This window comes from Georgenia sp. Z1491, from assembly GCF_057652395.1.
The window spans coordinates 3,191,204-3,216,005 of the sequence record NZ_CM172729.1 but is presented as its reverse complement, the minus strand read 5'-3'; the positions used below and the strand labels follow the sequence as shown (position 1 = coordinate 3,216,005).

Sequence of the window (24,802 nt, the reverse complement as noted above, 5' to 3'; positions counted from 1 at the left end):
GCTGCTCGGTCTCGAGGCACCCCGCCGCCCCACGGGTCTGACCTACTCGGGCACGAGCTCGTCGACGTCGGGCGCGGACGAGGACGACGACGCACCCACGCGCCGGCCGGCACGCGGCAGCGCGGCCGGTACTGCCGCCGCGGGCGGGAGCGACGGACTCAACCGCGCCCAGCGCCGCGCCCAGGCCAAGAAGGCGAAGCGACAGGGCTAGAGCGGCCGCCCGGCAGCGCCGGCCGAGCCCGCACCGCCGGGCCGAGATCGCACGACGACGACGGCGACCCGCACGAGCGGGTCGCCGTCGTCGTGCGCTGCCCGTGCTGCGGGAGGTGTGTCCTGCGCCGCTTTGCAGCGGGAATGAATGCGAGGGACCCACCGTTGGCGCTAGTGTCGATGCAAACGCATCAATATGTCGATCAGGAGGACGGCGACATGCAGTTCGGGATCTTCAGCGTCAGCGACGTCACCGCCGACCCGACCACGGGGCGCGCCCCGTCGGACACGGAGCGGGTGCGCGCGATGCTCACCATTGCGAAGCACGCCGACGACGCCGGGCTCGACGTCTTCGCGACGGGCGAGCACCACAACCCGCCCTTCGTCGCGTCCTCGCCGACCACGATGCTCGGCTACCTCGCCGCGGCGACGACGAACATCACGCTGTCGACCGCGACCACGCTCATCACGACGAACGACCCGGTGAAGATCGCGGAGGACTACGCGATGCTCCAGGTCATCTCGGACGGCCGGATGGACCTCATGATGGGGCGGGGCAACACCGGGCCCGTGTACCCCTGGTTCGGCAAGGACATCCGCGAGGGCATCAACCTCGCGATCGAGAACTACGCCCTGCTGCGCCGCCTGTGGACCGAGGACGTCGTCGACTGGAGCGGCCGGTTCCGCACCCCCCTGCAGGGCTTCACCGCCACCCCGCGCCCGCTGGACGGCGTCGCCCCGTTCGTCTGGCACGGCTCGATCCGCAGCCCCGAGATCGCCGAGCAGGCCGCCTACTACGGTGACGGCTTCTTCCACAACAACATCTTCTGGCCGATGCGGCACACGAAGCGGATGGTGCAGTTCTACCGCGAGCGCTTCGAGCACCACGGCCACGGCGACGCGGACCAGGCGATCGTCGGCCTCGGCGGACAGGTGTTCATGCGCGCCAACAGCCAGGACGCGAAGACCGAGTTCCGTCCGTACTTCGACAACGCCCCCGTCTACGGGCACGGCCCCACGATGGAGGAGTTCACCGCGGAGACCCCGCTGACCGTCGGCTCGCCGCAGGAGGTCATCGACCGCTACGGGAAGATGTGGCAGGACGTCGGCCACTACCAGCGCCAGCTCTTCCTCATCGACCACGCGGGACTGCCGCTGAAGACGGTCCTCGAGCAGATCGACCTGCTGGCGACCGAGGTCGTGCCCGTCCTGCGCCGGGAGGCCGAGTCGATCCGTCCGGCCCACGTGCCGGCGGACCCGCCGAGCCACGCCGAGCGCGTGGCGGCCGCCCGGGAGCAGGGCACGGCGGGCGCGGCCCACGTGGGCGCCGTCGGCGACGACGCCACCGGACGCCGGGCCGAGGACGCGGCGGTGCGGGCATGAGCGAGGGGTTCGACCTCGACCTCACCGGCGACGCGTTCGACGACCGGCCAGGTGTCCCCGAGGGGGCCGGCGGGACCGAGCGCCGGATCGTCACGGTCTCGGCCGGGACGTCCGACCCCTCGACCACCCGGATGCTCGCCGACCGGCTCGGCCGGGCGGCCGTGACCGGGCTGAGCCAGAGGGGCGTGCGCGCGACCCTCATGACCCTCGACCTGCGGACGATCGCCCACGACCTGCTCGACACCATGCTCACCGGCGTGCGCAGCACGGCCGTGGAGGAGGCCATGGACGCGGTCCGCGGCGCCGACGGACTCGTGGTGACGACGCCCGTCTACTCGGGCTCGTACTCCGGGCTGCTCAAGATGTTCCTCGACGTCCTCGACCGGGGCTCGATCGACGGCACCCCGGTGCTGCTGTCCGCCACCGGCGGCACCCCACGGCACTCGCTCGCGATCGACTACGCGCTGCGTCCGCTCGTCGCGTACCTGCGCGGGAGCGCGATGCCGACCGCTGTGTACGCCGCGACGGACGACTGGGCCGCGGGTGCAGGCGAGCCGGGCGGCCCGGACCTTCCCGGGCGCATCGTGCGCGCCGGGGAGGAGCTCGCTCACGCCGTGGCCGGCAGTGCCCCCAGGCAGGCAAAGGACGAGTTCGACGACGTGCCCGACTTCTCGTCGATGCTCAGCGCCCTGCGCTGAGCTCCGGGGGGCCGGTTCTTCGCTCAGCGGGTCCTCCGCTCAGCAGGTCCTTCGCTCGGCGGGTCCGTCGCTCACCCGATCTCGAGGGCGACGGCCCGCCACCTCCCGCGGAAGACCTCGATCCGGACCGCGGCGGCGCGGACCTTGGTGCCGTCATGGACGACCACGCTGACCTCGCGCGCGCGTTCGCTGGGCGTAGATCCGATCGTGCGGCGGACCACGACGTGGGTGAACCGGTCCGGGCGACCCTGGAGCCGGCCCGCGAGCCCGGCGCGCCGCGAGAGGGACTCGTAGAGCGGCGGCGCGAGCCAGCGGGCGAGCTGGGCCGGTGACCGGGTGCCGAGCAGCGCCTCGACGGCGTGCTGCACGATCCCGGCGGCGAGCCGCTCGAGGTCGGCCTCGTCGGCCCGCGGAGGCTCCTCGTCCCGCCCGGGCGCAGGACCGTCCTCGAACATCTCCGCGCCCGGCCGGTGCTCGGCGGCGAAGCGGACCCGGTCCCACGGCCGTTCGAGCGACGTCCGGGGCAACGGCGGGGGCACCGCCGGCACCGTGCGGCGCCGCACGCGCGACACGGAGCCCGGCGGGCCCTGCGCGGCGACGATCCTCGGCCGGGAGGGTAGCGGCACCGGCACGACGTCGTGGGTGGGCTGGGCGCTCATCGGGTCTCCTCGAGGGTCGGGGGCGTCAGCTCGACGCCGGCGCGGACGAGATCGGGGTCGGCGCCGATGACCTCGGCGTTCGTGCTGTACCAGTCCGGCCAGGCGGCCGCGACGTCCGCGGTGCTCGCGGACGGACCGAGGTGGTCCGCCGCGATCGACCAGAGCGAGTCGCCGGCCGCGACGACGTAGACCGCCTCGGCCGTCGCCGGCTCGGGAGCCGGCTCCGGCGACGCGGTCGGCGCGAGCTCGGGCTCTGGTGCAGGTGCGGGCTCCGGCCCCGGTGCGGGGGCCGGTGAGTCGACGAGGGGTGATGCCGACGATCCGGTCACGTCCGGCACCGCGGGGACCGCGGGCAGGTCGGGACCCGGTACCGGGGGGCCGGCGTCGTCCCGCGGACCTGCCTCGTCCCCCGGTCCTGCCTCGCCCCCTGTCCCGGCCTCGTCGTCGGACGCGGGCGCCGACGGCGCATCGGTCGGCGACTCCGGAGCGTCGGGCACGGCCGCCGCGGGACCGACGGCGAGCCCCAGCGAGAGCCCGGCGACCGCGCTCCCGGCCGCGATGCGCCGCACGACCGGTGCGCCGGCCCTGCCCACCACGAGGGCGAGCCCGCTGCGCAGCCGGGCCCCGGCCCCGGAGCGGGGGAGCAGCGCGACGACGAGCCCCAGGAACGCGGTGCATGCGTACCAGGCCGCGCAGGCCGCGCCGACGGCGAGAAGGCCGGCGGCGACGGCGTCCGGCAGGTCCTGCGGTCCGTGCGCGGGGAGCGCCGCCAGTGCCGCGACGGCGTCCCGTGCGGCGTTCGCGAGCACGAGCGTGAGCGGCACCGTGGACGCCGCGGTCGCGGCGAGCGCGAGGAGTTCGCCGCCGGCGCGGACGGCCGTCGTCGCGCGCCGACCGGTAACCGGGGCACTCGTCGCACGCCGGTCGGGCCGCCGTACCGCCGGTGCGGCGCCGTGTCCCTGTCGTACCGCCGGTGCGGCGCCGTGCCCCTGTCGTCGCCCGCCGGACGCCGAAGTCGTCCCGTCCTTGATCGTCGTCATGCCCCCCACCGTCCCGATGAACGTGTCCGTTCGTGCTGGTTCGTGTCGAATGATGCCGGAACGATGGCACAGGTGTGACGAGATGCGCAAGAGTGACGGCGTGTCGCTGAAGGATCCGCCAGAGCGGGGCGCCGAACCGGCTCGCGCGGCCGTGGCTCCGCCTAGGTTGTTTCCGTGGCATGGGAGGACCTGCTGCTCGCCGACCTCTCGGGCGAGCTCGAGGCAGAACGACGCGCGGAGCAGCTGCTCGAGGCGGGCGAGCTCGCCGAGGCCGAGGCCGCCACCGTGACGCTCGAGGACCGGTGGCGGGCACGCATCGGCGCCGAGCTCGCCCTCGTGCTACCCGGCCGCGACGACGTCGTCGGCACGGTCCTCGACGCGAACGCCCACTGGCTCCTGCTCGCCGAGGGCGAGCGTCGGGCGCTCGTGCCCTCCCGCGCGGTCGTCGGCGTCCGCGGGCTCGCCCGAAGCGCCGGTGCCGCCGGCGTCGTCGCCGCGCGCTACTCGTTCGCGGCCGCGCTCCGGCGCATCGCGAGGTCAGGGGCGGTCGTGCGGCTCGACGACGCGGCGGGCGGCCGCACGGGGCGGATCCTGCGCGTAGGGGCCGACCACCTCGACCTGCGCGCCGACCCGGGCGACCACGTCGTGGCCGTGGCGCTCGCGCACGTGCACGTGGTCCGTACCGCATGACCGCGGCACGGGGGAGTCGTGGCGGGGGGTCGGATCAGCGACCGGTGCCGGACTCCTCGTCGACGTGCTCGTCGACCGGCCGGGCCGCGGCCTGCTCGTACAGCCGGGCGATGTACGCCTCGAGCTGGACGTCCTCGACCCGCCACAGGCCCTTGCCGCCGATCTGCACGCCGACGAGCTCCTTGCTCCGCAGCAGCGCGCGCACCTGGGACACCGAGAGATTGAGCTGCTCGGCGACGTCGGCGATGGTGAGGAAGCGGGCCACGGCTCCAGTATCGCCGCAGCGCCCGCCGGGCGCGTGGAGGGTGTGGACAGCCGTGTCGACCGCGCGGCCGGCCTCGTGCTGTGGACGAGGCGTGCATGGCCGGCGGCCGGTCGCGAGGATGCGGTGAGGACCGGATGAGCGAGGGGGAACTCGGATGACGGACAACGCTGGGACCGCGCGACGGATGCGCCGACCGGGCTGGCGCGACCCACGGCTCGGCGTGGGCGTGCTGCTCGTCGCCGTCTCGGTCGGCATCGGGGCGTGGGCGGTGGACCGCGCGGGAGGGACCACCCAGGTGTGGGCGGCCTCGGAGGTCGTCACGCCGGGCGAGCGCCTTGCCGACGCGGGCCTGGAGGTCGTCGAGGTCAACGTCGGTGACGCGGGCGACCACTACCTCGTCGCCGAGGGCGAGATCCCGGCCGACCTCGTCGCGACCCGCCTGGTGGGGGCGGGCGAGCTCGTGCCGATGGCGGCCACCGGTGAGTCGACGGACGAGGACATGCGTCCCGTGGTCGTCCCGGTCGACGCAGCGCTCCCGTCGGGGCTCGGCGCAGGCTCGACGGTCGACCTGTGGCGGGCGCCGCAGGCGGCGGTCGGCGACCGCGGCGAGGAGGTGGCGCCGCCCGTCGTGCTCGCGCCGGAGGTTCTCGTGGTCACCATCGGTACCGACGACGGCGTGTTCGCCGCCTCGGGAGGAGCGAGCGTCGAGCTGCTGGTCCCGGCCGACCTGGTCGAGGACGTGCTCGGCGCGGTCGCCGCGGGCGAGGAGCTCACCGTGGTCCCGCACCACTCGGTCCCCGTGGAGGGCTCGTGACCCACGGCATCCTCCTCGCCCTCACGGACGGCGAGGCCGACGTCGTCCGCGCGATCGACACGCCCGGGTCCGGAGCCAAGGTCGTCCGGCGGTGCGCGGACCTGGCCGAGCTGCTCGGCGGGGTCGGGGCGGGCATCGGCACCGTCGCCGTGCTCAGCAGCCACATGCCCGGCGTCGACCGTGCGTCCGTCGGCAGGATCACGGCGGCCGGCGCCCGCGTGCTGCTCGTCGGCCCGGGCCCCGACGCCGGCCGGCTCGCCCAGCTCGGTGCGGACGCGGTCGCCGCCGAGTCCGACCCGGCCGGGACCGTCGCCGCGATGGCGATCGCCCTCGCGCGCGGCGAGACCGTTCGCGGCCGGCCGGGTGCCGCGGCGCCCGGCGCCCACGACGGGCAGGGCGGGACGCCCGTTCCCGACGTCGTGCCGGAGGCGTGGACCCGCTCGGTGGCCACGCCCACGGGTCGCGGCGCCGGGGACGACCAGGCCCAGGAGCGTCCGCCCGGGTCCGCGGACGGCGCGCCGTCGACCGGCGACAAGGACGGGGCGGGACGTCCGACCAGCCGACGGGCGCTCCACCGGCCCGACGCCGCACCCCGCGCGGCACCGGAACCGCCCGGAAGCGTTCCGACGCCCGACGAGGCGCCCCGGTCGAACGAGGCGCCCCGGCCGGATGATCCCGCGGCGGAAGGCACCCCGCCCCACGACGGCGTGATCTCGGAGGTCCCCTGGTGGCTGTCGACGGGCGCTCAGACGACCTCGGCGCCCGCCGAGGCGACGACGAGCACGCCGGAGGACGTCGTCGACGAGGCCGCGCCGCCGACGGTGCCTCCGCCGGAGGAGCCGGGCCGGATCGTCGTCGTGTGGGGCGCGCGCGGAGCGCCCGGGCGCACGACCGTGGCCGTCAACCTCGCTGCCGAGGCGGCGGCGCTCGGAACGCGCGCCGTCGTCGTGGACGCCGACACCGAGGCGCCCGCGCTGGCGCAGGTGCTCGGGCTGCCCGACGACATCTCCTCGATCGCCGCCGTCGCCCGCCATGCCGCGCACGGCAGGCTCGACGCCGACGTCGCTCGCTCCGCCCTCGCCGAGGTGGCGGACGGGCTCACGGCGCTCACGGGCCTGACCCGGCCGGACCGCTGGCGTGAGCTCGAGAGCGCCGCCCTGGAGTCCGTGTGGGAGGTGCTGCGGGAGGTCGCGCCGCTCGTCGTCGTCGACGTGGGCGCCGGGGCCGAGCAGGGGGACGGCACCGACTTCGGCCCGGTCCGTCACCAGGCCACGCTCTCTGCGCTCGCCGCGGCCGACGAGGTCGTCGTCGTCGGGGCCGGGGACCCCGTCGGCGTGCGGCGCCTCGTCCTCGCGCTGACGGAGCTGCGGGAACGGGACCTCGCTCCCGACGCCCGCAGGACGGTCGTCGTCAACCGCGTGCGTCGGGCCTCGGCCGGCCCCGACCACGAGCGCGCGGTCCGCGAGGCCCTGTGGCGCTACGGCGGCGACCAGGAGCCGCATCTGGTCCCGGACGACCCGGGAACCGCGGACGGCGCGCTCCTCGCGGGTGCCACGTGGCGCGAGCAGGCGCCGTCCGGCGGCGCCCGGCGCGCGGTGGAGTCCCTCGCCCGGCACCTCCTCGCGCTCCCGGAGGGCCGCGACGCGCGCTCCCGGTGGTGGCGGCGCGGCGCACGCGTGGCCCGGACGGGAAGAGGATGATCGACCCGTGCGCATCTACCTGCCCGCCACGCCCGCCGAGCTCGCCGCCACCCCCGGCGCGGTCCACGCGCACGCCGTGACGCGTGACCTCGCCGCCGCCGTGCCCGACGAGGACGAGGAGGGCCTGGAGCTCGTCGCCTTCCTCGCCGCCGCCGACGACTCGGTGCGCCGCCGCTCCGAGCTCGACGCGCCCGGTGCGGCTCGCAGGGTCGTCGTCTCGGCCGACGTGGCCGACGGCGCGGCGATCCCCGTGCCGGGCGGGCTCCCGAGCCTCGTCCGCCTCGAGGCACCGGTCGGCTGGGACGCCGTCGCGGCGATCCACGTCGACGAGGCGTCCGTACAGGTCGACGTCGAGGCCGCCGCGGCGGGGGACGACGAGGTCTTCGAACGTGTCGCCGAGCTCGACCTGATGTGGTTCGACCCGAGCGAGCGGGCGACGATCCTCGAGGGCTGAGCGAGGGGGCGTCCGCCCGGTCGCACCGCCGATCGGTCTCAGGCCGGTCAGGCCCCGGAGCGGGGCCCGACCGCCGTGGTCAGCCGCCCGACCGCCGTGGTCAGCCGCCCGGCCGCCGTGGTCAGCCGCCCGGCCGCCGTGGTCAGCCGCCCGGCCGCCGCGGTCAGCCGCCCGCCCGCACGGTCAGCGTGGAGCCCCGTCCGTCGGGTCGGTGGCGGACGTTGACCTGGTCGCCGATGCGCTGCTTCATCTCGCCCACGTGGCTGATGAGCCCTACCGTGCGCCCGTGGTCGCGCAGGGCGCCCAGCTCGTTCATCACCGAGTCGAGGGTCTCGGGGTCGAGCGTGCCGAAGCCCTCGTCGACGAACAGCGTGCCGAGCTCGATGCCGCCGGACTCGGCACCGACGACGTCCGCGAGCCCCAGCGCGAGGGACAACGAGACGTAGAAGGTCTCGCCGCCGGACAGGGTGCGGGTCGCCCGCGGCGCGGAGGTGTGCGTGTCGAGAACGCTGAGGCCGAGGCCGACGGCGCGCGCACGCACCCCCTCCTCCCGCTCGTCGGTGCGCTCGAGCAGGTAGCGCCCCGACGACATCGTCGTCAGGCGGTCGTTGGCCGCCGCCAGCACCTCCTCGAACCGGCGCAGCAGCACGTAGGTGGCCAGGGTGATGCCCGTGCGGGACTCGCGTCCGGCGGCGAGGTCCGCGACCCGGACCAGGGGGGTGTCCGACTCCGCGTCGGCGGCGTGCCGGGCGATCTCGTCGCGCAGGGTCCGGGCCGCCGCCGTCGTGTCCTCCAGGGTGCGGCGGGCCGCGTCGTGCGCCGCGGACGCCTGCTCGAGCTCCGCCGCGCGGGCCTCCCGTGCCGCCTGGGCCTGCCCGGGGTCGGCCGTCGACCGCTCGGTGAGCGCGGCGATCTCGTCCTCGGCGAGGCCCGCGGCGACCCGCGCGGTGCCGGCCTCGTGGGCGGAGACCCGTCGCTGCGCCGCGAGCCGGTCGTCCTCGGTGAGGACGGCCGCCCGAGCGCTCTCGGCGTCGGCGAGGTCCGAGCCGGTCAGGTGTGCGTCGGCCTCCGCGCGCGCGGCCTCGGCGGACCGCCTGCGGTCGAGCAGCTCGCGCACGGCGCCGGCGAGCGCTCGTGCGCGAGCTGCGCGGGCGCCGAGCGCGGCGGCCCGGTCGGCGACGGACGCGTGCCCCTCCCGGGCGTCGCGGACCGCGCGGTCGTCGTCCTCCAGCGATGTGCGCATGGCGTCCAGCCCGGCCGCGAGCGCGGCACGCTCGGACTCGTCCGCGGCACGGAGCTCCGACTCGCGGGCTGCTCGGGCGTCGTGCTCGGCCAGTGCGGTGTCCAGCCGGGCGACCTCCGCGACCTGCTGCTCGGCCGCGCCCACGGCGGCCCGGGCGGCGGCGAGGGTATCGGTGGCGTCGTCGACGCTCAGCTCGCCCGCCGCCGCGGTCGCCGCCGTGAGCTGCTCCTCGGCGGCGGCCAGGGTCGAGGACGCCGCGGACAACGCGCGGTCGGCGCCGGCCCGGGACTGCTCGGCGGCCGCGAGGTCCTCGTCGCTCACCGGCCGGTCGGAGCCCGGCCGGGGGGCGGGGTGGTCCGTGGAACCGCACACCGGGCACGGGGCATCGTCGACGAGGTCGCGTGCCAGGCGCCCGGCGACCTCGTCCCGCCAGCGGGCGCGCAGCTCGTTCTCGCGTGCCTGCGCGGACTCGGCGGCCGTGCGCGCGGCCGTCAGCGCCTCGCTCGCGGCGTCGCGCTCCGTCCGTCGCCGCTCGGCGAGCCGGGCGGCGGCGAGCCGACCCTCCGCGTCGGTGACCGCCGCCCGGGCACCCGAGAGCCCGGCGGCCGCGACCTGCGCCGCCCGGCGCTGCTCGAGCAGCTCCGCCCGCGCGCCGGGCAGGGACCGGATCGCCTCCGCGCGGCCCGAGATCCGGCGGTCGAGGTCGGCGATGCCCGCCTCGCTCCTCGCGATCCGCGCGCGCCGGTCCGCGAGGCCGGCCTCCGTGGCGACCAGGGCCGCCAGGCGCCCCTGCTCGGTCGCGGCACGCTCCCGCTCGGCGTCGAGCGCGTCGGCACGGGCGGCGAGGTCCCCGTCCCCGGACCGGGCGGCCGCGACGAGCCCGGCCGGGGCACCCCCGGGGGCCTGCCCGTCCGGCTCTCCCTCGGGAAACTGCTCAGCGGCAGCGACGAGCCCGTCCGGGGCACCATCGGCGGACCGCTCGGCCAGAGTGACGAGCTCGTCCAGCGCGTGGTCGCGCGCCCGCTCGGCCCGATCGGCGGCGTCGAGCGCGACCACGACCGGTCGTGCGGCGGCGTCCGAGGTCAGCGCCGTCCGGCTCAGCTCGACCTCGCCGGCCGCGGCCTCGAGCGTCGCCCGCTCGGCGAGCAGCGCGGTACGCCGCGTGATCGCGCGGTGCAGCGCGCGCTGGGCGTCGAGGTGCTCCTGGGCCGCCCGGTCCGCGGCGCGGGCCGCCTCGTGCGTGTCTGCCGCCGCCGCCCGCCGTGTCGAGAGCTCCGCCAGCAGCGGGCCGAGCACCTCCTCCGCAGCGTCCGGGTCGATCGACTCCGCGGCCGTGACCAGCCGATCGCGCCCGCCCTCGTCCAGGCGGCCGTGCTCCGCGACGGCCGTCGCCCGCCGGCCCGCCGCCTCGGCCGCCCTCTGCGCGGCCGCACGGGAGGCACGGGCCCGGTCCGCGAGGATCGACTGGACGTCCTCGTACAGGGACGTGGCGAAGATCTGCTGGAGGACCTGCTGCCGCTCGGCGACGCCGGCGCGGAGGAAACGCGCGAACTGCCCCTGCGGCAGCACGACCGTCTGCGTGAACTGCTCCTTGGTCAGCCCGAGGATCGAGCCGAGCTCGGTGCCGACCTCCTGGACGTGCGCCGAGACCTGCTCGCCCGGCGGTTCCTCGCCCTCGGGCACCGCGGAGAGGTCGTCGGAGGCGAGCCGCCACAGGCGCGCCGTCGGGTTGACCGTCGTCATGCCCGTGCCGCGTTGCTTGGGTCGCTGGTAGGCGGGCGTCCGGCGCACCCGGTACACGCCCCGTGAGGTGGACAGCACGAGGTCCACGACGGGCTCCACGCCCGGCTCGGCGTGCTGCGAGTGCATCCGGCTGCGGTGCGACCCGCCCGTGTCCGCGACGTCCCCGTACAGCGCGAAGACGATCGCGTCGACGATCGTCGTCTTGCCCGCCCCGGTCGGCCCCTCGAGCAGGAACAGGCCGGACGCCCCGAGCCGGTCGATGTCGATCGTGTGCCGACCGGCGAACGGGCCGACGGCCTCGAGCGTGAGCCGGTGCAGGCGCATCAGGCGGACCGCCGCATCGCCTCGGCGGCCTCGACCGCCGCGCGGAGCGCGTCCCGCTCCGGTGCGGTCGCCTCGGCGCCGCCGGCGTCGGCGACGAACTGCGCGGCGATCTCGACGGGGTCCTCCGCGGCGGTCACCCGCAGCGGCCCGACCACCGGTGTCGCGCCATCGGGCTCGTGGAAGAGGACCAGCAGGTGGGGGAGGTGCTCGAGGATCCGGGACCGCATGTGGGCGGGGCGCGTGGCGTCCGTGACCCGCACGCGCACGTGGTCCCCGGCGTGGTGGTCGAACGACCCGGAGGTGAGCTCGTCGATCGTGCCGGTCAGGGTCGCCAGGCGCCGCAGCACGGGGGCCTCGACGAGCTCGGTCGACACCTCCCCGCCCGCCAGGTCGACCAGCACGCTGGACTTCACGTGGTGCTCCTCGGAGAAGGAGAACGCCACCGGCGAGCCCGAGTACCGGGCCGGGACCCGCCCGCCGACGCGCTGGGGGCCGTGCAGGTGCCCGAGCGCCGCGTAGTCGACGTCCGCGGTGCCGGACGCCAGGACCCCCGAGGGCACGACCTCGATCCCGCCGACCCGCAGGTCCCGCTCGGACTCGCTCGCCTCGCCGCCCGCGACGAACGCGTGCGCCATGACCACCGCCGGCACGCGGGTGGCGTCGCCGGCCCTGCGGCGCGCGAGGTCGGCGTGCACCCGCGCCATCGCCGCCGTGACGACGCCCTCGTGGCTGCGCGGCGGCCGGACCGGCTCGCCGTCGTCGCCGGGCTCGGCGAGGTCGGCGCGCGCCATGTCCGGATCGAGGTAGGGCAGCGGGTACACGTACGCGCCCACGCCGCCCTCGGCGTCCGGGAGGAGGGTGGGCCGGCCGACGTCGGGCACCCGGGTGCGGATCGACAGGCGCTCGTCGAGCAGGGCGGCCGAGAACCCGAGGCGCACGGCGGAGTCGTGGTTGCCGGGGGTGAGGACCACCCGCGTGAGCTCGGTCAGCCGCGCGAGGGCCTCCCCGAGCAGCGTGACGGAGTCCGCCGGCGGGATCGCCCGGTCGTAGACGTCGCCCGCGACGACGACGGCGTCGACCCGCTCCGAGCGCACGACCTCGACGAGGTGGTCGAGGTAGGCGGCGTGCGCCTCCGTGAGGTCCACGCCGTGCAGGGTCCGGCCCAGGTGCCAGTCGGAGGTGTGCAGGATCCGCATGGTGCTCACGGTAGGCGGACCGGCCGACATCGCCCGCGGCGTCCACAGCCTGTCCGTCCGCCCCGGGGACGGGCCCGCCCGCCCCGGGTACGGGCCCGGCGGCGGCCTCAGTCCTCCTGGCCGGACAGGATCTCGAGCACGAGGTCGTGCAGGTGCCCGTTCGTGGCGACGGCGTCGGTCCCCCAGGGACCGTCCTCGCCGTCGAGGGAGGTGAACCGTCCTCCCGCCTCGGTGATGATCGGGACGAGCGCCACCATGTCGTGCAGCGCGAGCTCGGGCTCGGTCGCCACGTCGACAGCGCCCTCGGCCAGCAGCATGTAGCTCCAGAAGTCGCCGTACGCGCGGGTGCGCCAGCACTCCTGGGCGAGGGAGAGGAAGGCGCGCAGGCGGCCGCGCTCGGCCCAGCCGCCGAGGGACGAGTAGGACAGGGAGGCGTCGGACACGTCGCTCACCCGGGAGACCTGGAGCTGGCGCGCCGAGGAGAGCGAGCGTCCGGTCCACGCCCCCGTCCCGCTGCCGGCCCACCAGCGCCGCTGCAGCGCCGGCGCCGAGACGACCCCGAGCACGACCTCGCCGTCCTCGACGAGCCCGATGAGGGTGGCCCACACCGGCACGCCGCGCACGAAGTTCTTGGTCCCGTCGATCGGGTCGACCACCCACTGTCGCTGCGAGTGCCCGGTCGCCCCCATCTCCTCGCCGATGATCGCGTCGCGCGGCCGCGTGCGGGCCAGCTGGGCGCGCACGAGCTCCTCAGCACCGCGGTCGGCGTCCGTCACGGGGGTGAGGTCCGGCTTCGCGGTGACCTCGAGGTCGACGGCGCCGAAGCGGGCCGTCGTGTGGGCGTCCACCTGGTCGGCGATCACGTGGGCGAGGCGCAGGTCGTCGTCGATACGCCTGGTGGGGCCGGTGCTCATCGCTCGACCGTACCCGGAACCCCGTGCAACGCCGCGGCCAACCGCCGGAACGACTCCAGGCGCGCCGCCCGGGCCTCGGCCGTCGCGCCGTCGGCCTCGGCCACCCAGTCGTCGAGCGCGCAGTCCGGGGAGTCGTCGGCGTGCGTGCACCCGCGCGGGCACAGCTCCGCGGCCCCGGCGAGGTCGGTGAAGCCGGCGAGCAGGGAGTCGGCGGAGACGTGGGCGAGCCCGAACGAGCGCACGCCCGGGGTGTCGATGACCCATCCGCCGCCCGGCAGCTCGAGCGCGACGGCGGAGCTCGAGGTGTGCCGACCGCGACCCGTCACCTCGTTGACGTGGCTCGTGGCCCGCTCGGCGCCCTCGACGAGCGCGTTGACGAGCGTGGACTTGCCGACCCCGGAGTGCCCGACGAGCACGGTCGTACGCCCCGCCAGCAGACCACGCATCTCCTGAAGCCCGCGCACCGCCCCGTCCGCCCCGGGCGCCTCGCCCATCCCGCCGACGACGACGTGGCCCACCTCGAGCGCCGCGTACCCCGCGAGCAGCTCGTCGGGCCCCGTCAGGTCGGACTTCGTCAGCACGAGGAGGGGGTCCATGCCGGCGTCGTAGGCCGCCACGAGGAACCGGTCGATCATCCGCGGCCGCGGGGGCGGGTCGGCCAGCGCCGTGACGACCGCGAGCTGGTCGGCGTTGGCCACGACCGGCCGCTCGACGCCGACCGTGTCGCCGTCCTCCGCGCTGCGCCGCAGCACCGTGCGGCGCTCCGCCACGCCGACCATCCGGGCGAGCGTGTCGACCTCGCCGCTGACGTCGCCGACGAGGGCGACCTCGTCCCCGACGACGACGGCCGTGCGCGTGCGGTTGAGCTCGCGCGCCTTGACGGCGGTGACCCGTGTCCCGTCCGCGGTCCCCACCCGGTAGCGGCCGCGGTCGACGGCCAGGACGGTGCCCGGCGTGGCGTCGTCGTGGGCGGGGCGGGTCTTCGTGCGCGGGCGCGTGCCCCTGCCGGGGCGCACGCGGACCCGTTCGTCGTCCGTCCCGACGTCGCGCCGGCTCACCGCCTCGCCCCGCTCATCCCAGGAGCGCGTTCCAGCGGGGGACGAAGTCCGGGATGGTCTTCGCGGTGGTCCCGACGTCGCGGATCCCGACCCCGTCGACCCGCAGGCCCAGGATCGCGGCGAACGTCGCCATCCGGTGGTCGCCGTAGGTCTGAACCGTCCCGCCGTGGAGGAACGCGGGCTCGATCACGAGGCCGTCCTCGGTCTCGTGGGCGCTGCCGCCGAGGCGGCGCAGCTCGGTGACGATCGCGGCCAGCCGGTCCGTCTCGTGGCCGCGCAGGTGCGCGATCCCGCGCAGCCGGGAGGGTGTCATCGCGAGGGCCGCGACCGCGGCGAGGGTGGGGGTGAGCTCTCCGACGTCGTGCAGGTCGATGTCGACGCCGCGCAGCTCGCGCTCGTCGGGGCCGGTGACCGACAGGACGTCCTCCGCCGGCCAGTCGACCTCGGCGCCCATCATCGCCAGCAGGCCGGGCATCGCGTCCCCGGCCTGGGTCGTGCTCGTGGGCCAACCCGGGACGCGCACGGTCCCGGCGGTGACCGCGGCGGCCGCGAGGAACGGGCCGGCGTTGGACAGGTCCGGCTCGATCGTGACCTCACCGCCGCGGACCGGCCCGGGGGCGACCACCCAGCGCACCGGGACGCCGTCGGACTCGTGCACCTCGACCTCGACGCCGCGCTCGCGCAGCGTCTCGACCGTCATCGTCACGTGGGGCAGCGACGGCATCGGCGGGCCGACGTGACGCAGGTCGACGCCCCGGTCGAACGCCGGGGCGACGAGCAGGATCGCGGAGACGAACTGCGAGGACGTCGAGGCGTCGACGGTGAGCGGGCCGCCCTCGAGACGTCCGCGGCCGTGGACCGTCAGCGGGAGGACCTCGGCGCCGGGTCCGCCCGCGGCGTCGACCTCGACGCCGAGCCCGCGCAACGCCGCGACGAGCGGGCCCATCGGCCGCACCCGGGCGTGCTCGTCGCCGTCGAGGCGCGTGGCACCGGGGGCGAGCGCGGCCAGCGGCGGGACGAACCGCATGACCGTGCCGGCGAGGCCGCAGTCGATCGACGTGCCGCCGACGACCGGGCCGGGCGTGACCCGCCAGTCGGTGCCCACGTCGTCGATGCGGGCCCCCAGTGCGCGCAGGGCCTCCGCCATGAGCAGCGTGTCGCGCGAGCGCAGCGGGCGACGCAGCAGCGTGGGTGAGTCGGCGATCGCGGCCAGCAGCAGGGCCCGGTTGGTCTGGGACTTCGAGCCCGGGACGTCGGCCGTGGCGTCCAGGGGTCCGCCGGAGCGGGGGGCGGGCCAGATGTCGGTGGTGGTCACGTGCCCAGGGTAGAGCCAGGCCGGGCGGCCGGACCCGGGTCCCGCCGCCCCGTGCGGGCGTCAGTCGGTGTACTTGTCCTTCACCTCGGCCTTGGCGGCCCTGATGTCGCGGCGCTGCTCGAGCGTGTTGCTCATCCGCCACCGCAGCGACGGCTCGCCGTCCCGGTCGGCGGCGGCCGTGAACAGGCCACCCACGAGGCCGGCGTACGCGAGCAGGTCGGAGGTCATCTCCTTGCGCTCCTCGCCCTGCGCGGTCCACACGGGGTTGCGGGCGAGCGCCACCGGCGCCGTGACCAGCGCGAGGGTGAAGGCCGCCGTGCGGGGCCTGCGGCCCGTGGCCAGCGCCAGCGCGGACACGGTCGTGACGACGCCGAGCGCACGCGTGAGGAGCTCCGGCGCCGCGGTGACCTGCTCGGGGACACCGAGCTTCTCCAGGGTCGGGCGGACGCGCTCCACCTTCTCGGCGTGGCGCTGCGGCTGCGTGATGGCCCCGATGCCGTCGGCGAGGAAGGGCGCGGCGAGCAGCGGGCGGGCGATGATCGAGTGGAGGCTCATGTCACCATTGTTGCCACATCGGGCGGCCCGAGGCACGCGGGCGGAATAGATCCGCACGTCGGACCCGTTGTCGACCGTATGACCACGGCAACTCTCGCCCGTCCCGCGGCCGCCCGCGGTCTAGTCTGGGCCGGGATGACCACCGACGACGCGCCGGGCCCCGGCGCCGTGACCACACCCGACGAGGTCGGGGACGATCCCGACCGCGCGCCCGCGGGCGAGACCGACGACGAGCGGGCGGCCCGTTTCGAGCTCGAGGCGCTCCCGTTCCTCGACCAGCTGTACGGCGCCGCCATGCGGATGACCCGTAACCCGGCCGACGCCGAGGACCTCGTGCAGGAGTCGTTCACCAAGGCGTTCGCCGCGTTCCACCAGTACCGCCCGGGCACGAACCTCAAGGCGTGGCTGTACCGGATCCTCACGAACACCTACATCAACACGTACCGCAAGAAGCAGCGCGAGCCCCTGCAGACGGACGCCGACGCGGTCGAGGACTGGCAGATGCACGCGGCGGCCTCCCACACCTCCACCGGGCTGCGCTCGGCGGAGACCGAGGCGCTGGAGTCGCTGCCCGACTCGGAGGTGAAGGACGCCCTCGCCGGCCTGCAGGAGGACTTCCGGCTGGCCGTGTACCTGGCCGACGTCGAGGGATTCGCGTACAAGGAGATCGCCGAGATCATGGGGACGCCGATCGGGACGGTGATGTCCCGCCTGCACCGGGGCCGCCGCCAGCTCCGCGAGCTCCTCGCCGACCACGCCCGGGACCTCGGGATCCGTACGGAGGTGACGAAGTGACCACGCCCTACGACGACGACGGGCTGGCCGACCGCATCACGCGGGCCGTCGAGGCCGACGTGCCCGCGGGGCCGTGCTCCTGCGAGGAGCTGAGCGAGCAGGTGTACGAGTTCCTCGACGCCGAGCTCGGCGACGCCCACCGCGAGCGGCTCCGGCGTCATGTCCTGACCTGCGAGACCTGCCGCGGGGAGGTCGACGCCGCCGCGCACGTCAAGGCGATCCTCCAGCGCTCGTGCACGGAGCAGGCGCCCGCCTCGCTGCGAGCGCGCATCGTCTCGCAGCTCTCGGTCGTCAGCATCGCCGTCGAGCGCCGCTGAACGGCGGGGTACCCGGTCCCCACGCGCCGGCGGGCGTTGCGTCCCCGGCTCCCACGCGCCGGTGAGCGGGGTCCGCCCCGCGCGGCCGGCCCGGCGTGTGGGAGGATGGCCCGTCCAGTCCTCCCGCGGCGCGGGAACGATACGAACCTCGAGGAGTCACGCATGTCCAAGCGCGGACGCAAGCGGAAGGCCCGCAAGAGCAGCTCGGCCAACCACGGCAAGCGGCCCAACGCCTGAGCAGGTCCGAAGGCCCCCGACGACGTCGGGGGCCTTCGCCGTACCCCGGACGATCCCCACCCGCCGCAGCAGAGGAGCTCTCGTGCCGCACCTCGAGTCCCTTCCCGCCCTGGCCGTCACCGGGGCCACCGGGCACATCGGCTCGCTCGTCGCCCGGCAGCTGGCGGACGCCGGCCTCGCCCAGCGCCTGCTCGTCCGCCGGCCCGGGAGCGCGCCCGACCTGCCGAGTGCCGCGGTGGTGGGGTGCACCTACGAGGACTCCAGCGTGTCGCGCGCGGCGCTCGACGGGGTCGACGTCCTGTTCATGGTCTCCGGCGCCGAGCACCCGGACCGGCTCGACCAGCACCGCGGGTTCGTCGACGCGGCCGTCGCTGCCGGCGTCGGGCACGTCGTCTACCTGTCCTTCTTCGGTGCGGCGCCCGACGCCACGTTCACCCTGGCCCGGGACCACTGGGCCACCGAGCAGCACATCATCGCCGCGGGCCCGAGGTACACGTTCCTGCGCAACGCCTTCTACACCGACTTCTTCGAGGCGATGACCGGCGCGGACGGCGTCCTGCGCGGGCCCGCCGGCACGGGGCGCGTCGCGTCCGTCACCCGCGCGGACGTCGCTCGGGTCGCAGCGGCCGTCCTGCAGCGACCGCAGGACCACCAGGGCGCGACCTACGACGTCACCGGGCCCGAGGAGCTCTCCCTGACCGAGGTCGCCGCGACCATCACCGAGGTGACCGGCCGGTCGGTGGTCTACCACGACGAGTCGATCGCCGAGGCCTACGAGTCGCGCCGGGCGTGGGACGCTCCCGAGTGGCAGTACGACGCCTGGGTGTCGACGTACACGGCGATCGCGGCCGGCGAGCTGGTGCCGGCGAGCGACCACGTCCTGCGGGTCACCGGACGCCCGCCCGAGAGCCTCCGCGACCACCTCGGGTCGGTCGAGGGCTGACGGTCCACGGCGGCGGGCGTCGTCGACCGGACCGGACCTACCCTGGTGGCATGCGCGCCGCCTACGCCGCCCGTCAGGACCAGGACGACCCGCTGGAGGGGCTCGTCGTCGGGGAGATCGAGCCTCCGACGGCCCCGCCCGGCTGGGTGCGCGTGACCGTGCGCGCCGCCGCGCTCAACCACCACGACCTGTGGTCGCTGCGCGGGGTCGGGCTGCCGTCCGACCGCCTGCCGATGGTGCTCGGCTGTGACGCCGCGGGCGTCACCGAGGACGGGCGGGAGGTGATCGTCCACGCCGTCGTCGGCGACCCGGCGTGGACCGGTGACGAGACCCTCGACCCGGCGCGGACCCTGCTGTCCGAGCTCCACCTCGGCACGTTCGCCGAGCACGTGCTCGTGCCGGCGCGCAACGTCGTGGACAAGGCGCCCGAGCTGACGTTCGCCGAGGCCGCGTGCCTGCCCACGGCGTGGCTGACGGCCTACCGGATGCTGACGACCGTGGGCCGCGTGCGCGCGGGGGACACCGTGCTCGTCCAGGGGGCCACCGGTGGTGTGGCGGGCGCGGCGATCACGCTGGCGCGGCTCATGGGCGCCCGCGTGGCCGCGACCTCACGCAGCGAGGCAGGACGGGCGCTCGCCGCCGACCTCGGTGCCCACGAGGTGCTCGAGAGCGGCGAACGCCTCTCCGGGCGGGCCGACCTCGTCGTGGAGTCGGTGGGGCAGGCCACCTGGGCGCACTCGCTGCGCTCGCTGCGGCCCGGCGGCTCGGTGGTCGTCTGCGGGGCCACCTCCGGCGACGCGCCGCCGGCCGAGCTGAACCGGGTGTTCTTCCGGTCGCTCAACGTGCTCGGGTCGACCATGGGCACGCGCGACGAGCTCGAGGCGCTGCAGCGGGCACTCGTCACCACGGGCGTCCGGCCGCGCGTGGAGGTCATCGGTGGTCTGGACGCCGTGCCGACCGGACTTCGGCGCATGGCCCGCGGCGAGATCGCCGGCAAGCTCGTGGTCGAGCCGTCGGTCTGACCCGTATCGCGCCGAGGGCGCGGGTCTGTGCCGAGGGCGCGGGTGCGCGCAGAGGGCGCGGGTCTGTGCCGAGGGCGCGGGTGCGCGCAGAGGGCGCGGGCAAGTCGCCGAGGACGCGGGTTTGTGCCGAGGACGCGGGGTCCGGACCGAGGGCACGAGCAAGTCGCCGAGTGGACATCCGCCGGCAGTACTCTCGGCGCCTACGTCGTGTCCTCGGCATATACATCGTGCTCTCGGCGCCTGGGGCACCGTCGTCGGACTGGACCACAGGGCCGCGAGCCTGACAGCACCCGGCCGACAGTGGTCAACGTGTTGCTGACGGCCTGCACTTGTCTACGTGTCCCTTACGGGCTGACAGCTACCGTGCGCGGTCCGGCTCGGACATGTCGGGCCCATCGCGACGTTCCGGAGAGCCGCGGTGCACAGCCCGTCAGGAGGTGCTCAGCCCGTTCCGCGGCGCTCAGTCCCTCAGGCGGTGCACAGCCCGTCAGACGGTGCACAGCCCGTCAGACGGTGCACAGCCCGTCAGGCGGCGCGGTCCTCGGCGCCGAGCCAGGCGTGCCAGCCCTCGTGGAGCACGAGCCACGCGAGCAGTCCGTATCCGGCCTGACCCGGCACGGTGCCGTCTCCGGCGTACATGTCGGCGAGCCACTGCTCGTGCGAGCGCAGCGGCTGGAAGGTCTCGACGTAGGGGACGTGCCGCCTGCGGCAGACGTCCGCGAACGCATCGGAGACGGTCGCGAGCGCGCGCTCGTCGACCCGCAGGCGCGGCGGCGGACCGACGACGAAGCAGCGCACGTCCGAGGCCGAGGCGGCGTCGAGCACGTTGGCGAGGTTGAGGCGCGACCGGGCGGTCGAGACGCCGGAGAGGACATCGGCCGCGGACAGGCCCACGACGAGCCGGTTGTCGGTCCGGGGTCCGAACCGCGTGGCAGTCTCGGTCTCCCAGCGCGCGGACAGGCCGGTGGACGTCTCGCCGGGCACCGGCAGTGCGGCGACGAAGGGGTCGGTCGCGTGCCGTGTGCGTGCCAGCACCCTGCCGACCCAGCCCAGGGCCCGGGCGTCGCCCTGCCCCGCCACCAGCTCGTCGCCGAGCACGCAGATCCGCACGCCGTCGCTCATACCCCTCCTTCTGCTCGCCCCGCCGTGCGCGGGGTCGTCCCATCCTGCCCCACGGCGGCCGGCACGCACGTGGGCGGCCGCACGAGCGGACGCCCACCCGCGGCCCGGGTCAGCGCCGGAAGGCGTCCGCCATGAGCGTCGCGTTCTCCGCGGCGTGCGTCTTGGCGGACCCGGCCGACGGCGAGGCGGCCGCCGGGCGGGAGACGAGCTTCATCGGACGGTCGGAGATGTGCAGGTTCGCGGCGAGGAACGGCCACGCACCCTGGTTGGCCGGCTCGTCCTGGACCCACACGAGCTCGGCGTCGCCGAACGGCTCGAGGGCGGCGAGCACCTCCTCGGTGGGGACCGGGTAGAGCTGCTCGAGGCGGATGATCGCGGTGCGCTCGTCGCCGGCCTTCTTCCGCGCCGCCGCGAGGTCGTAGTACACGCGGCCCGAGCACAGCAGCACCCGGTCGACCTGGCCGCCGGCCGCCAGGACCTGCTCGTCGACCTCACCGATGACCCGCCGGAGATGGCCCTCGGTGAAGTCCTCCACCGACGCGGCCGCCGCCTTGAGGCGGAGCAGCTGCTTGGGGGAGAAGACCACCATCGGCCGGCGCGGCTGCGCGTAGGCCTGCTGGCGCAGGAAGTGGAAGTAGCTGCCCGGGGTCGAGGGCTGCACGAGCAGCAGGTTGTCCTGCGCGGCCAGCGTGAGGAACCGCTCGATGCGCGCCGAGGAATGGTCCGGCCCCTGGCCCTCGTAGCCGTGGGGGAGCAGCAGCACGAGCGAGGAGGACTGGCCCCACTTCTGCTCGGCGGAGGACACGAACTCGTCGATGATGGTCTGGGCGCCGTTGACGAAGTCGCCGAACTGCGCCTCCCACAGCACGAGCGCGTCGGGTCGCTCGATCGAGTACCCGTACTCGAAGCCCATGGCGGCGAACTCGCTCAGCGAGGAGTCGTAGATCCACAGCTTGGCCTGGTCGGGGGTGAGGAAGCGCAGCGGCGTCCACTCCTTGCCGTCGACGTGGTCGTGGAAGACCGCGTGGCGCTGGACGAACGTGCCGCGGCGCGAGTCCTGCCCGGCGAGCCGCACGGGCGTGCCCTCCATCATCAGGGAGCCGAAGGCGATGAGCTCGCCCATGCCCCAGTCGATGCCGCCCTCCCTCGACATGGTCGCGCGCCGCTCGGTGAGCTGCTTGAGCTTGGGGTGCAGCGTGAAGCCGTCCGGCACGCGCTCGTGCGCCTCGCCGATCCGCTCGACCACCGCGCGGTTGACCGCGGTCGTCCAGCCGACCATGAGGCCGGCGTCCTCCTGCTGGGCGGAGGGCTTCTCGAGGCCGGCCACCGAGTCGCCGCCGCTGCGGGACTCCCGCTCCTTGGAGGCGGCGAAGCCCTCGTCGAGGGTGCGCTGGAACTCGTCGACCGCCTGCGCGCTCTGCTCCTCGGTGATGTCGCCGCGCCCGATGAGCGACTCCTGGTACAGGGTCCGCACCGTCTTCTTCTCGTCGATGAGGCGGTACATCACGGGCTGCGTCATCGAGGGGTCGTCGCCCTCGTTGTGACCGCGTCGGCGGTAGCACACGAGGTCGATGACGACGTCCTTGTGGAACTCCTCCCGGAACTCGAACGCGAGCTCGGCGACCCGGGCGACCGCCTCGGGGTCGTCCCCGTTGACGTGCAGCACCGGGATCTGCAGACCCTTGACGACGTCGGAGGCGTAGTACGAGGAACGCGACGACGCCGGCGAGGTGGTGAAGCCGATCTGGTTGTTGACGATGATGTGCACCGTGCCGCCCACCCGGTAGCCGGGCAGCTGGGACAGGTTGAGGGTCTCGGTGACCACGCCCTGGCCGGCGAACGAGGCGTCGCCGTGGATGAGCACCGGCAGCACCGAGTAGCCCTTGTCGCCAAGGTCGATCCGGTCCTGCTTGGCGCGCACGACGCCTACGAGCACGGGGTCGACCGCCTCGAGGTGCGAGGGGTTGGCGGCCAGGTACACGCTCGTCACCGCGCCGTCGGGCGCCTCGTGCTTTCCCTCCGTGCCGAGGTGGTACTTGACGTCGCCCGAGCCCGCGAGGTCGAAGTTGCCCTCGAACTCCCCGAAGATCTGCGTGTAGGACTTGCCCGCGACGTTGGCGAGCACGTTGAGGCGCCCGCGGTGGGGCATGCCGATCGCGACGGAGTCCAGCCCCGCCTCGGCCGCGCCGTTGAGGATCGTGTCGAGCAGCGGGATGAGCGACTCGCCGCCCTCGAGCGAGAACCGCTTCTGGCCGACGAACTTCGTCTGCAGGTAGGTCTCGAACGCCTCGGCCTTGTTGAGCATCGACAGGATGCGCAGCTGCTGCTCGGAGTCCGGCTTGGCGTAGGGCCGCTCGAGGCGCTCCTGGAACCACGTGCGCTGGGCGCGGTCGGCGAGGTGCATGTACTCGATGCCGACGGTGCGGCAGTAGGCGTCGCGCAGGTTGTTGAGGATCTCCCGCAGCGTGGCCCGGTTGCTCCCGCCGAAGCCGCCGGTGGGGTACTTCCGTTCGAGGTCCCACAGGGACAGCCCGTAGTTCGTGATGTCGAGGTCCGGGTGGTGGCGCTGGCGGTAGGAGATCGGGTCCGTGTTGGCCATGAGGTGGCCGCGCGAGCGGTACGCGTGGATGAGCTCCGCGATCCGGGCGGGCTTGCCCAGCTCGTTCTCGGCGTCGAACTCCGTGTCCTTCTTCCAGCGCACGGGCTCGTAGGGCACCTGCAGGGCGACGAAGACGCGGTCGTAGAACCCGTCCTCGCCGAGCAGCTTGGTCGCGATCGCCCGGAGGAACTCGCCCGACGCCGCGCCCTGGATGATCCGGTGGTCGTAGGTGGAGGTGAGCGTGAGGATCTTCGAGACGCCGAGGCGGGCGATCGCCTGCTCCGAGGCGCCCTGGTACTCGGCGGGGTAGTCCATCGCGCCGACACCGACGATGACCCCCTGCCCGTTCATGAGGCGGGGAATCGAGTGGACGGTGCCGATCCCGCCCGGGTTCGTCAGGGTCGCGGTGGTGCCCTGGAAGTCCTCGACCGTGAGGTCGTTCGTGCGCGCCTTCTGCACGAGCTCCTCGTAGCCGGCGACGAACCCGGCGAAGTCGAGGGTGTCGGCCTTCTTCACGCTGGGGACGACGAGCGTGCGCGTGCCGTCGGGCCGGGGCAGGTCGACCGCGAGGCCGAAGTTGATGTGCGCGGGGCGGACCAGGGCCGGCTTGCCGTCCTCGGTGCTGCCGTAGGAGTAGTTCATGTCGGGCACCTCGGCGAGCGCCTCGACCATCGCGTAGCCGATGAGGTGCGTGAACGAGACCTTCCCGCCGCGGGAGCGCGCGAGGTGGGAGTTGATGACGAGCCGGTTGTCCACGAGAACCTTGGCCGGGACGGCCCGCACCGAGGTGGCGACCGGGATCTCGAGCGAGGTCTCCATGTTCTTGGCCGTGCGCTGGCTCGCGCCCCGCAGCTTGACGACCTCGTCCTCCGCGCCCTCGGTGTTGTACCGGGCGATCGGCTTGGACGAGTCGCGGTAGGTGGCGGTCGCGGCCTGGGCCTCCACCGGCGGTGCGGGCGGCAGGTCGCCGCGGATGACCTGCACGGCCGAGTCGGACACGCGTCCGCGCGGGTCGGAGGGGCGGGTCTCGGGGGTCGGGGCGGAGGTGACGCGGTCGGGGTCCGTGCGGCTCGGCGTGGCCGGGGTCGAGGTGGTCGCGTCGTCGCTGGTGGTCTCGTCGTCGGAGACCGACGACGACGGGGCGCCCGCTGCCGGCGCGGCGTCCGTCGAGGCCCGTGCCGCGTCCGGTCCGGCCGTGGTGCGCGTGCCCGAGCCGCTCTCGTCGGTGCCGGGCCCGGCGGCGCGGACGGGCGTGCCGGCGGCCGGGCCCTCAGGGTCACGCTCGGCGAAGAAGGTCTGCCACGACTCGTCGACCGACGTGGGGTCCTGGCGGTACTTCTCGTACAGCTCCTCGATGAGCCATGCGTTCGGGCCGAAGTTGTCGTGAGCCTGGGTGGACACCGTGGGAAACCGCCTTGTTCCGAGTCGTGGGGGAGCGCGTTCTGCCGCAGTTCAGCGTATGCCGAACGGGTGCCAGAACCCCACTCCCGGGCCGCTCCGGAGCCA

Annotated in this window: 22 protein-coding genes; 11 read left to right on the top strand and 11 right to left on the bottom strand. The window is 75.1% G+C overall.

From position 1 onward, the window contains the following. Window positions 1-429 precede the first annotated feature (429 nt). Together AC24HA_RS14750 and AC24HA_RS14745 are read left to right on the top strand one after the other, a co-directional pair. The gene (locus AC24HA_RS14750) at window positions 430-1,593 is read left to right on the top strand and encodes an LLM class flavin-dependent oxidoreductase (protein WP_425707842.1); all 1,164 of its coding nucleotides are present in this window, start codon (window positions 430-432) and stop codon (window positions 1,591-1,593) included. Continuing rightward, complete coding sequence (locus AC24HA_RS14745) at window positions 1,590-2,291, top strand: CE1759 family FMN reductase (RefSeq protein ID WP_425707843.1); 702 nt, start codon at window positions 1,590-1,592, stop codon at window positions 2,289-2,291. The genes AC24HA_RS14750 and AC24HA_RS14745 overlap by 4 nt, the downstream gene beginning before the upstream one ends. A gap of 71 nt (window positions 2,292-2,362) precedes the next feature. On the opposite strand, the gene AC24HA_RS14740 is transcribed toward AC24HA_RS14745, so the two are convergent. Together AC24HA_RS14740 and AC24HA_RS14735 are read right to left on the bottom strand one after the other, a co-directional pair. Then, window positions 2,363-2,950 (bottom strand): Rv3235 family protein, encoded by a 588-nt coding sequence (locus AC24HA_RS14740; RefSeq protein WP_425707844.1) that lies wholly within the window; start codon window positions 2,948-2,950, stop codon window positions 2,363-2,365. After that, window positions 2,947-3,990, bottom strand: a complete 1,044-nt coding sequence (locus tag AC24HA_RS14735) for a LysM peptidoglycan-binding domain-containing protein (RefSeq protein WP_425707845.1) — start codon at window positions 3,988-3,990, stop codon at window positions 2,947-2,949. The genes AC24HA_RS14740 and AC24HA_RS14735 overlap by 4 nt, the downstream gene beginning before the upstream one ends. A 174-nt stretch (window positions 3,991-4,164) precedes the next feature. Between AC24HA_RS14735 and AC24HA_RS14730 the strand changes: the two genes are divergently transcribed. Next, complete coding sequence (locus tag AC24HA_RS14730) at window positions 4,165-4,680, top strand: hypothetical protein (protein WP_425707846.1); 516 nt, start codon at window positions 4,165-4,167, stop codon at window positions 4,678-4,680. A gap of 34 nt (window positions 4,681-4,714) precedes the next feature. Here the strand turns inward: AC24HA_RS14730 and AC24HA_RS14725 are convergent, their stop codons facing one another. Then, entirely contained in the window at window positions 4,715-4,945 is a 231-nt protein-coding gene (locus AC24HA_RS14725) for a helix-turn-helix domain-containing protein (RefSeq protein ID WP_425707847.1), read from the bottom strand. 154 nt (window positions 4,946-5,099) lie between these two features. On the opposite strand from AC24HA_RS14725, the gene AC24HA_RS14720 reads away from it, so the two are divergent. From AC24HA_RS14720 to AC24HA_RS14710, 3 genes are read left to right on the top strand one after another with little or no spacing between them, the layout of a single operon-like run. After that, complete coding sequence (locus AC24HA_RS14720; protein WP_425707848.1) at window positions 5,100-5,759, top strand: hypothetical protein; 660 nt, start codon at window positions 5,100-5,102, stop codon at window positions 5,757-5,759. Beyond that, window positions 5,756-7,459 carry a CpaE/TadZ family protein gene (locus AC24HA_RS14715; protein WP_425707849.1) on the top strand — a complete coding sequence of 568 codons (1,704 nt, stop codon included), beginning with the start codon at window positions 5,756-5,758 and terminating at the stop codon, window positions 7,457-7,459. The genes AC24HA_RS14720 and AC24HA_RS14715 overlap by 4 nt, the downstream gene beginning before the upstream one ends. A gap of 7 nt (window positions 7,460-7,466) precedes the next feature. Then, entirely contained in the window at window positions 7,467-7,913 is a 447-nt protein-coding gene (locus AC24HA_RS14710) for a DUF6912 family protein (protein WP_425707850.1), read from the top strand. Between the two features lie 163 nt (window positions 7,914-8,076). Here AC24HA_RS14710 and AC24HA_RS14705 read toward each other — a convergent pair whose 3' ends face one another. The 6 genes from AC24HA_RS14705 to AC24HA_RS14680 form a co-directional block, all read right to left on the bottom strand. Continuing rightward, window positions 8,077-11,223, bottom strand: a complete 3,147-nt coding sequence (locus AC24HA_RS14705; RefSeq protein ID WP_425707851.1) for an AAA family ATPase — start codon at window positions 11,221-11,223, stop codon at window positions 8,077-8,079. Beyond that, window positions 11,223-12,419, bottom strand: coding sequence for an exonuclease SbcCD subunit D (locus tag AC24HA_RS14700; protein WP_425707852.1), 1,197 nt, complete (start codon window positions 12,417-12,419; stop codon window positions 11,223-11,225). Before AC24HA_RS14700 ends, AC24HA_RS14705 begins: the two co-directional genes overlap by 1 nt. A gap of 107 nt (window positions 12,420-12,526) precedes the next feature. Then, window positions 12,527-13,333, bottom strand: a complete 807-nt coding sequence (hisN, locus tag AC24HA_RS14695; RefSeq protein WP_425707853.1) for a histidinol-phosphatase — start codon at window positions 13,331-13,333, stop codon at window positions 12,527-12,529. Next, a complete protein-coding gene (rsgA, locus tag AC24HA_RS14690) occupies window positions 13,330-14,391 on the bottom strand; it encodes a ribosome small subunit-dependent GTPase A (protein WP_425707854.1) in 1,062 nt (353 codons plus the stop codon). Before rsgA ends, hisN begins: the two co-directional genes overlap by 4 nt. Window positions 14,392-14,404: 13 nt before the next feature. Next, a complete protein-coding gene (gene aroA / locus AC24HA_RS14685; RefSeq protein WP_425707855.1) occupies window positions 14,405-15,706 on the bottom strand; it encodes a 3-phosphoshikimate 1-carboxyvinyltransferase in 1,302 nt (433 codons plus the stop codon). A 60-nt stretch (window positions 15,707-15,766) separates the two neighbouring features. Beyond that, window positions 15,767-16,261 carry a DoxX family protein gene (locus AC24HA_RS14680; protein ID WP_425707856.1) on the bottom strand — a complete coding sequence of 165 codons (495 nt, stop codon included), beginning with the start codon at window positions 16,259-16,261 and terminating at the stop codon, window positions 15,767-15,769. A gap of 135 nt (window positions 16,262-16,396) precedes the next feature. On the opposite strand from AC24HA_RS14680, the gene AC24HA_RS14675 reads away from it, so the two are divergent. The 5 genes from AC24HA_RS14675 (at window position 16,397) to AC24HA_RS14655 (ending at window position 19,575) form a co-directional block, all read left to right on the top strand. Beyond that, the gene (locus AC24HA_RS14675) at window positions 16,397-17,056 is read left to right on the top strand and encodes a sigma-70 family RNA polymerase sigma factor (RefSeq protein WP_463648022.1); all 660 of its coding nucleotides are present in this window, start codon (window positions 16,397-16,399) and stop codon (window positions 17,054-17,056) included. After that, window positions 17,053-17,373, top strand: coding sequence for a mycothiol system anti-sigma-R factor (gene rsrA / locus AC24HA_RS14670; RefSeq protein ID WP_425707858.1), 321 nt, complete (start codon window positions 17,053-17,055; stop codon window positions 17,371-17,373). The genes AC24HA_RS14675 and rsrA overlap by 4 nt, the downstream gene beginning before the upstream one ends. A 162-nt stretch (window positions 17,374-17,535) precedes the next feature. Further along, a complete protein-coding gene (locus AC24HA_RS14665) occupies window positions 17,536-17,610 on the top strand; it encodes a 50S ribosomal protein bL37 (protein WP_425707921.1) in 75 nt (24 codons plus the stop codon). Between the two features lie 82 nt (window positions 17,611-17,692). Beyond that, complete coding sequence (locus AC24HA_RS14660; RefSeq protein ID WP_425707859.1) at window positions 17,693-18,553, top strand: SDR family oxidoreductase; 861 nt, start codon at window positions 17,693-17,695, stop codon at window positions 18,551-18,553. A 50-nt stretch (window positions 18,554-18,603) separates the two neighbouring features. Further along, window positions 18,604-19,575 (top strand): zinc-binding dehydrogenase, encoded by a 972-nt coding sequence (locus tag AC24HA_RS14655; RefSeq protein ID WP_425707860.1) that lies wholly within the window; start codon window positions 18,604-18,606, stop codon window positions 19,573-19,575. 525 nt (window positions 19,576-20,100) lie between these two features. Here AC24HA_RS14655 and AC24HA_RS14650 read toward each other — a convergent pair. Next, entirely contained in the window at window positions 20,101-20,697 is a 597-nt protein-coding gene (locus AC24HA_RS14650) for a GDSL-type esterase/lipase family protein (RefSeq protein ID WP_425707861.1), read from the bottom strand. A 109-nt stretch (window positions 20,698-20,806) separates the two neighbouring features. After that, the gene (locus AC24HA_RS14645) at window positions 20,807-24,697 is read right to left on the bottom strand and encodes a multifunctional oxoglutarate decarboxylase/oxoglutarate dehydrogenase thiamine pyrophosphate-binding subunit/dihydrolipoyllysine-residue succinyltransferase subunit (RefSeq protein ID WP_425707862.1); all 3,891 of its coding nucleotides are present in this window, start codon (window positions 24,695-24,697) and stop codon (window positions 20,807-20,809) included. Between the last annotated feature and the right edge of the window lie 105 nt (window positions 24,698-24,802).

Coding starts and splice junctions, on each gene's coding strand:
- AC24HA_RS14680 (WP_425707856.1), bottom strand. CDS start 16,261: ATGAGCCTCCACTCGATCATCGCCCGCCCGCTGCTCGCCGCGCCCTTC.
- AC24HA_RS14745 (WP_425707843.1), top strand. CDS start 1,590: ATGAGCGAGGGGTTCGACCTCGACCTCACCGGCGACGCGTTCGACGAC.
- AC24HA_RS14750 (WP_425707842.1), top strand. CDS start 430: ATGCAGTTCGGGATCTTCAGCGTCAGCGACGTCACCGCCGACCCGACC.
- hisN (WP_425707853.1), bottom strand. CDS start 13,333: ATGAGCACCGGCCCCACCAGGCGTATCGACGACGACCTGCGCCTCGCC.
- AC24HA_RS14655 (WP_425707860.1), top strand. CDS start 18,604: ATGCGCGCCGCCTACGCCGCCCGTCAGGACCAGGACGACCCGCTGGAG.
- AC24HA_RS14740 (WP_425707844.1), bottom strand. CDS start 2,950: ATGAGCGCCCAGCCCACCCACGACGTCGTGCCGGTGCCGCTACCCTCC.
- AC24HA_RS14650 (WP_425707861.1), bottom strand. CDS start 20,697: ATGAGCGACGGCGTGCGGATCTGCGTGCTCGGCGACGAGCTGGTGGCG.
- AC24HA_RS14720 (WP_425707848.1), top strand. CDS start 5,100: ATGACGGACAACGCTGGGACCGCGCGACGGATGCGCCGACCGGGCTGG.
- AC24HA_RS14735 (WP_425707845.1), bottom strand. CDS start 3,990: ATGACGACGATCAAGGACGGGACGACTTCGGCGTCCGGCGGGCGACGA.
- AC24HA_RS14700 (WP_425707852.1), bottom strand. CDS start 12,419: ATGCGGATCCTGCACACCTCCGACTGGCACCTGGGCCGGACCCTGCAC.
- AC24HA_RS14675 (WP_463648022.1), top strand. CDS start 16,397: ATGACCACCGACGACGCGCCGGGCCCCGGCGCCGTGACCACACCCGAC.
- AC24HA_RS14705 (WP_425707851.1), bottom strand. CDS start 11,223: ATGCGCCTGCACCGGCTCACGCTCGAGGCCGTCGGCCCGTTCGCCGGT.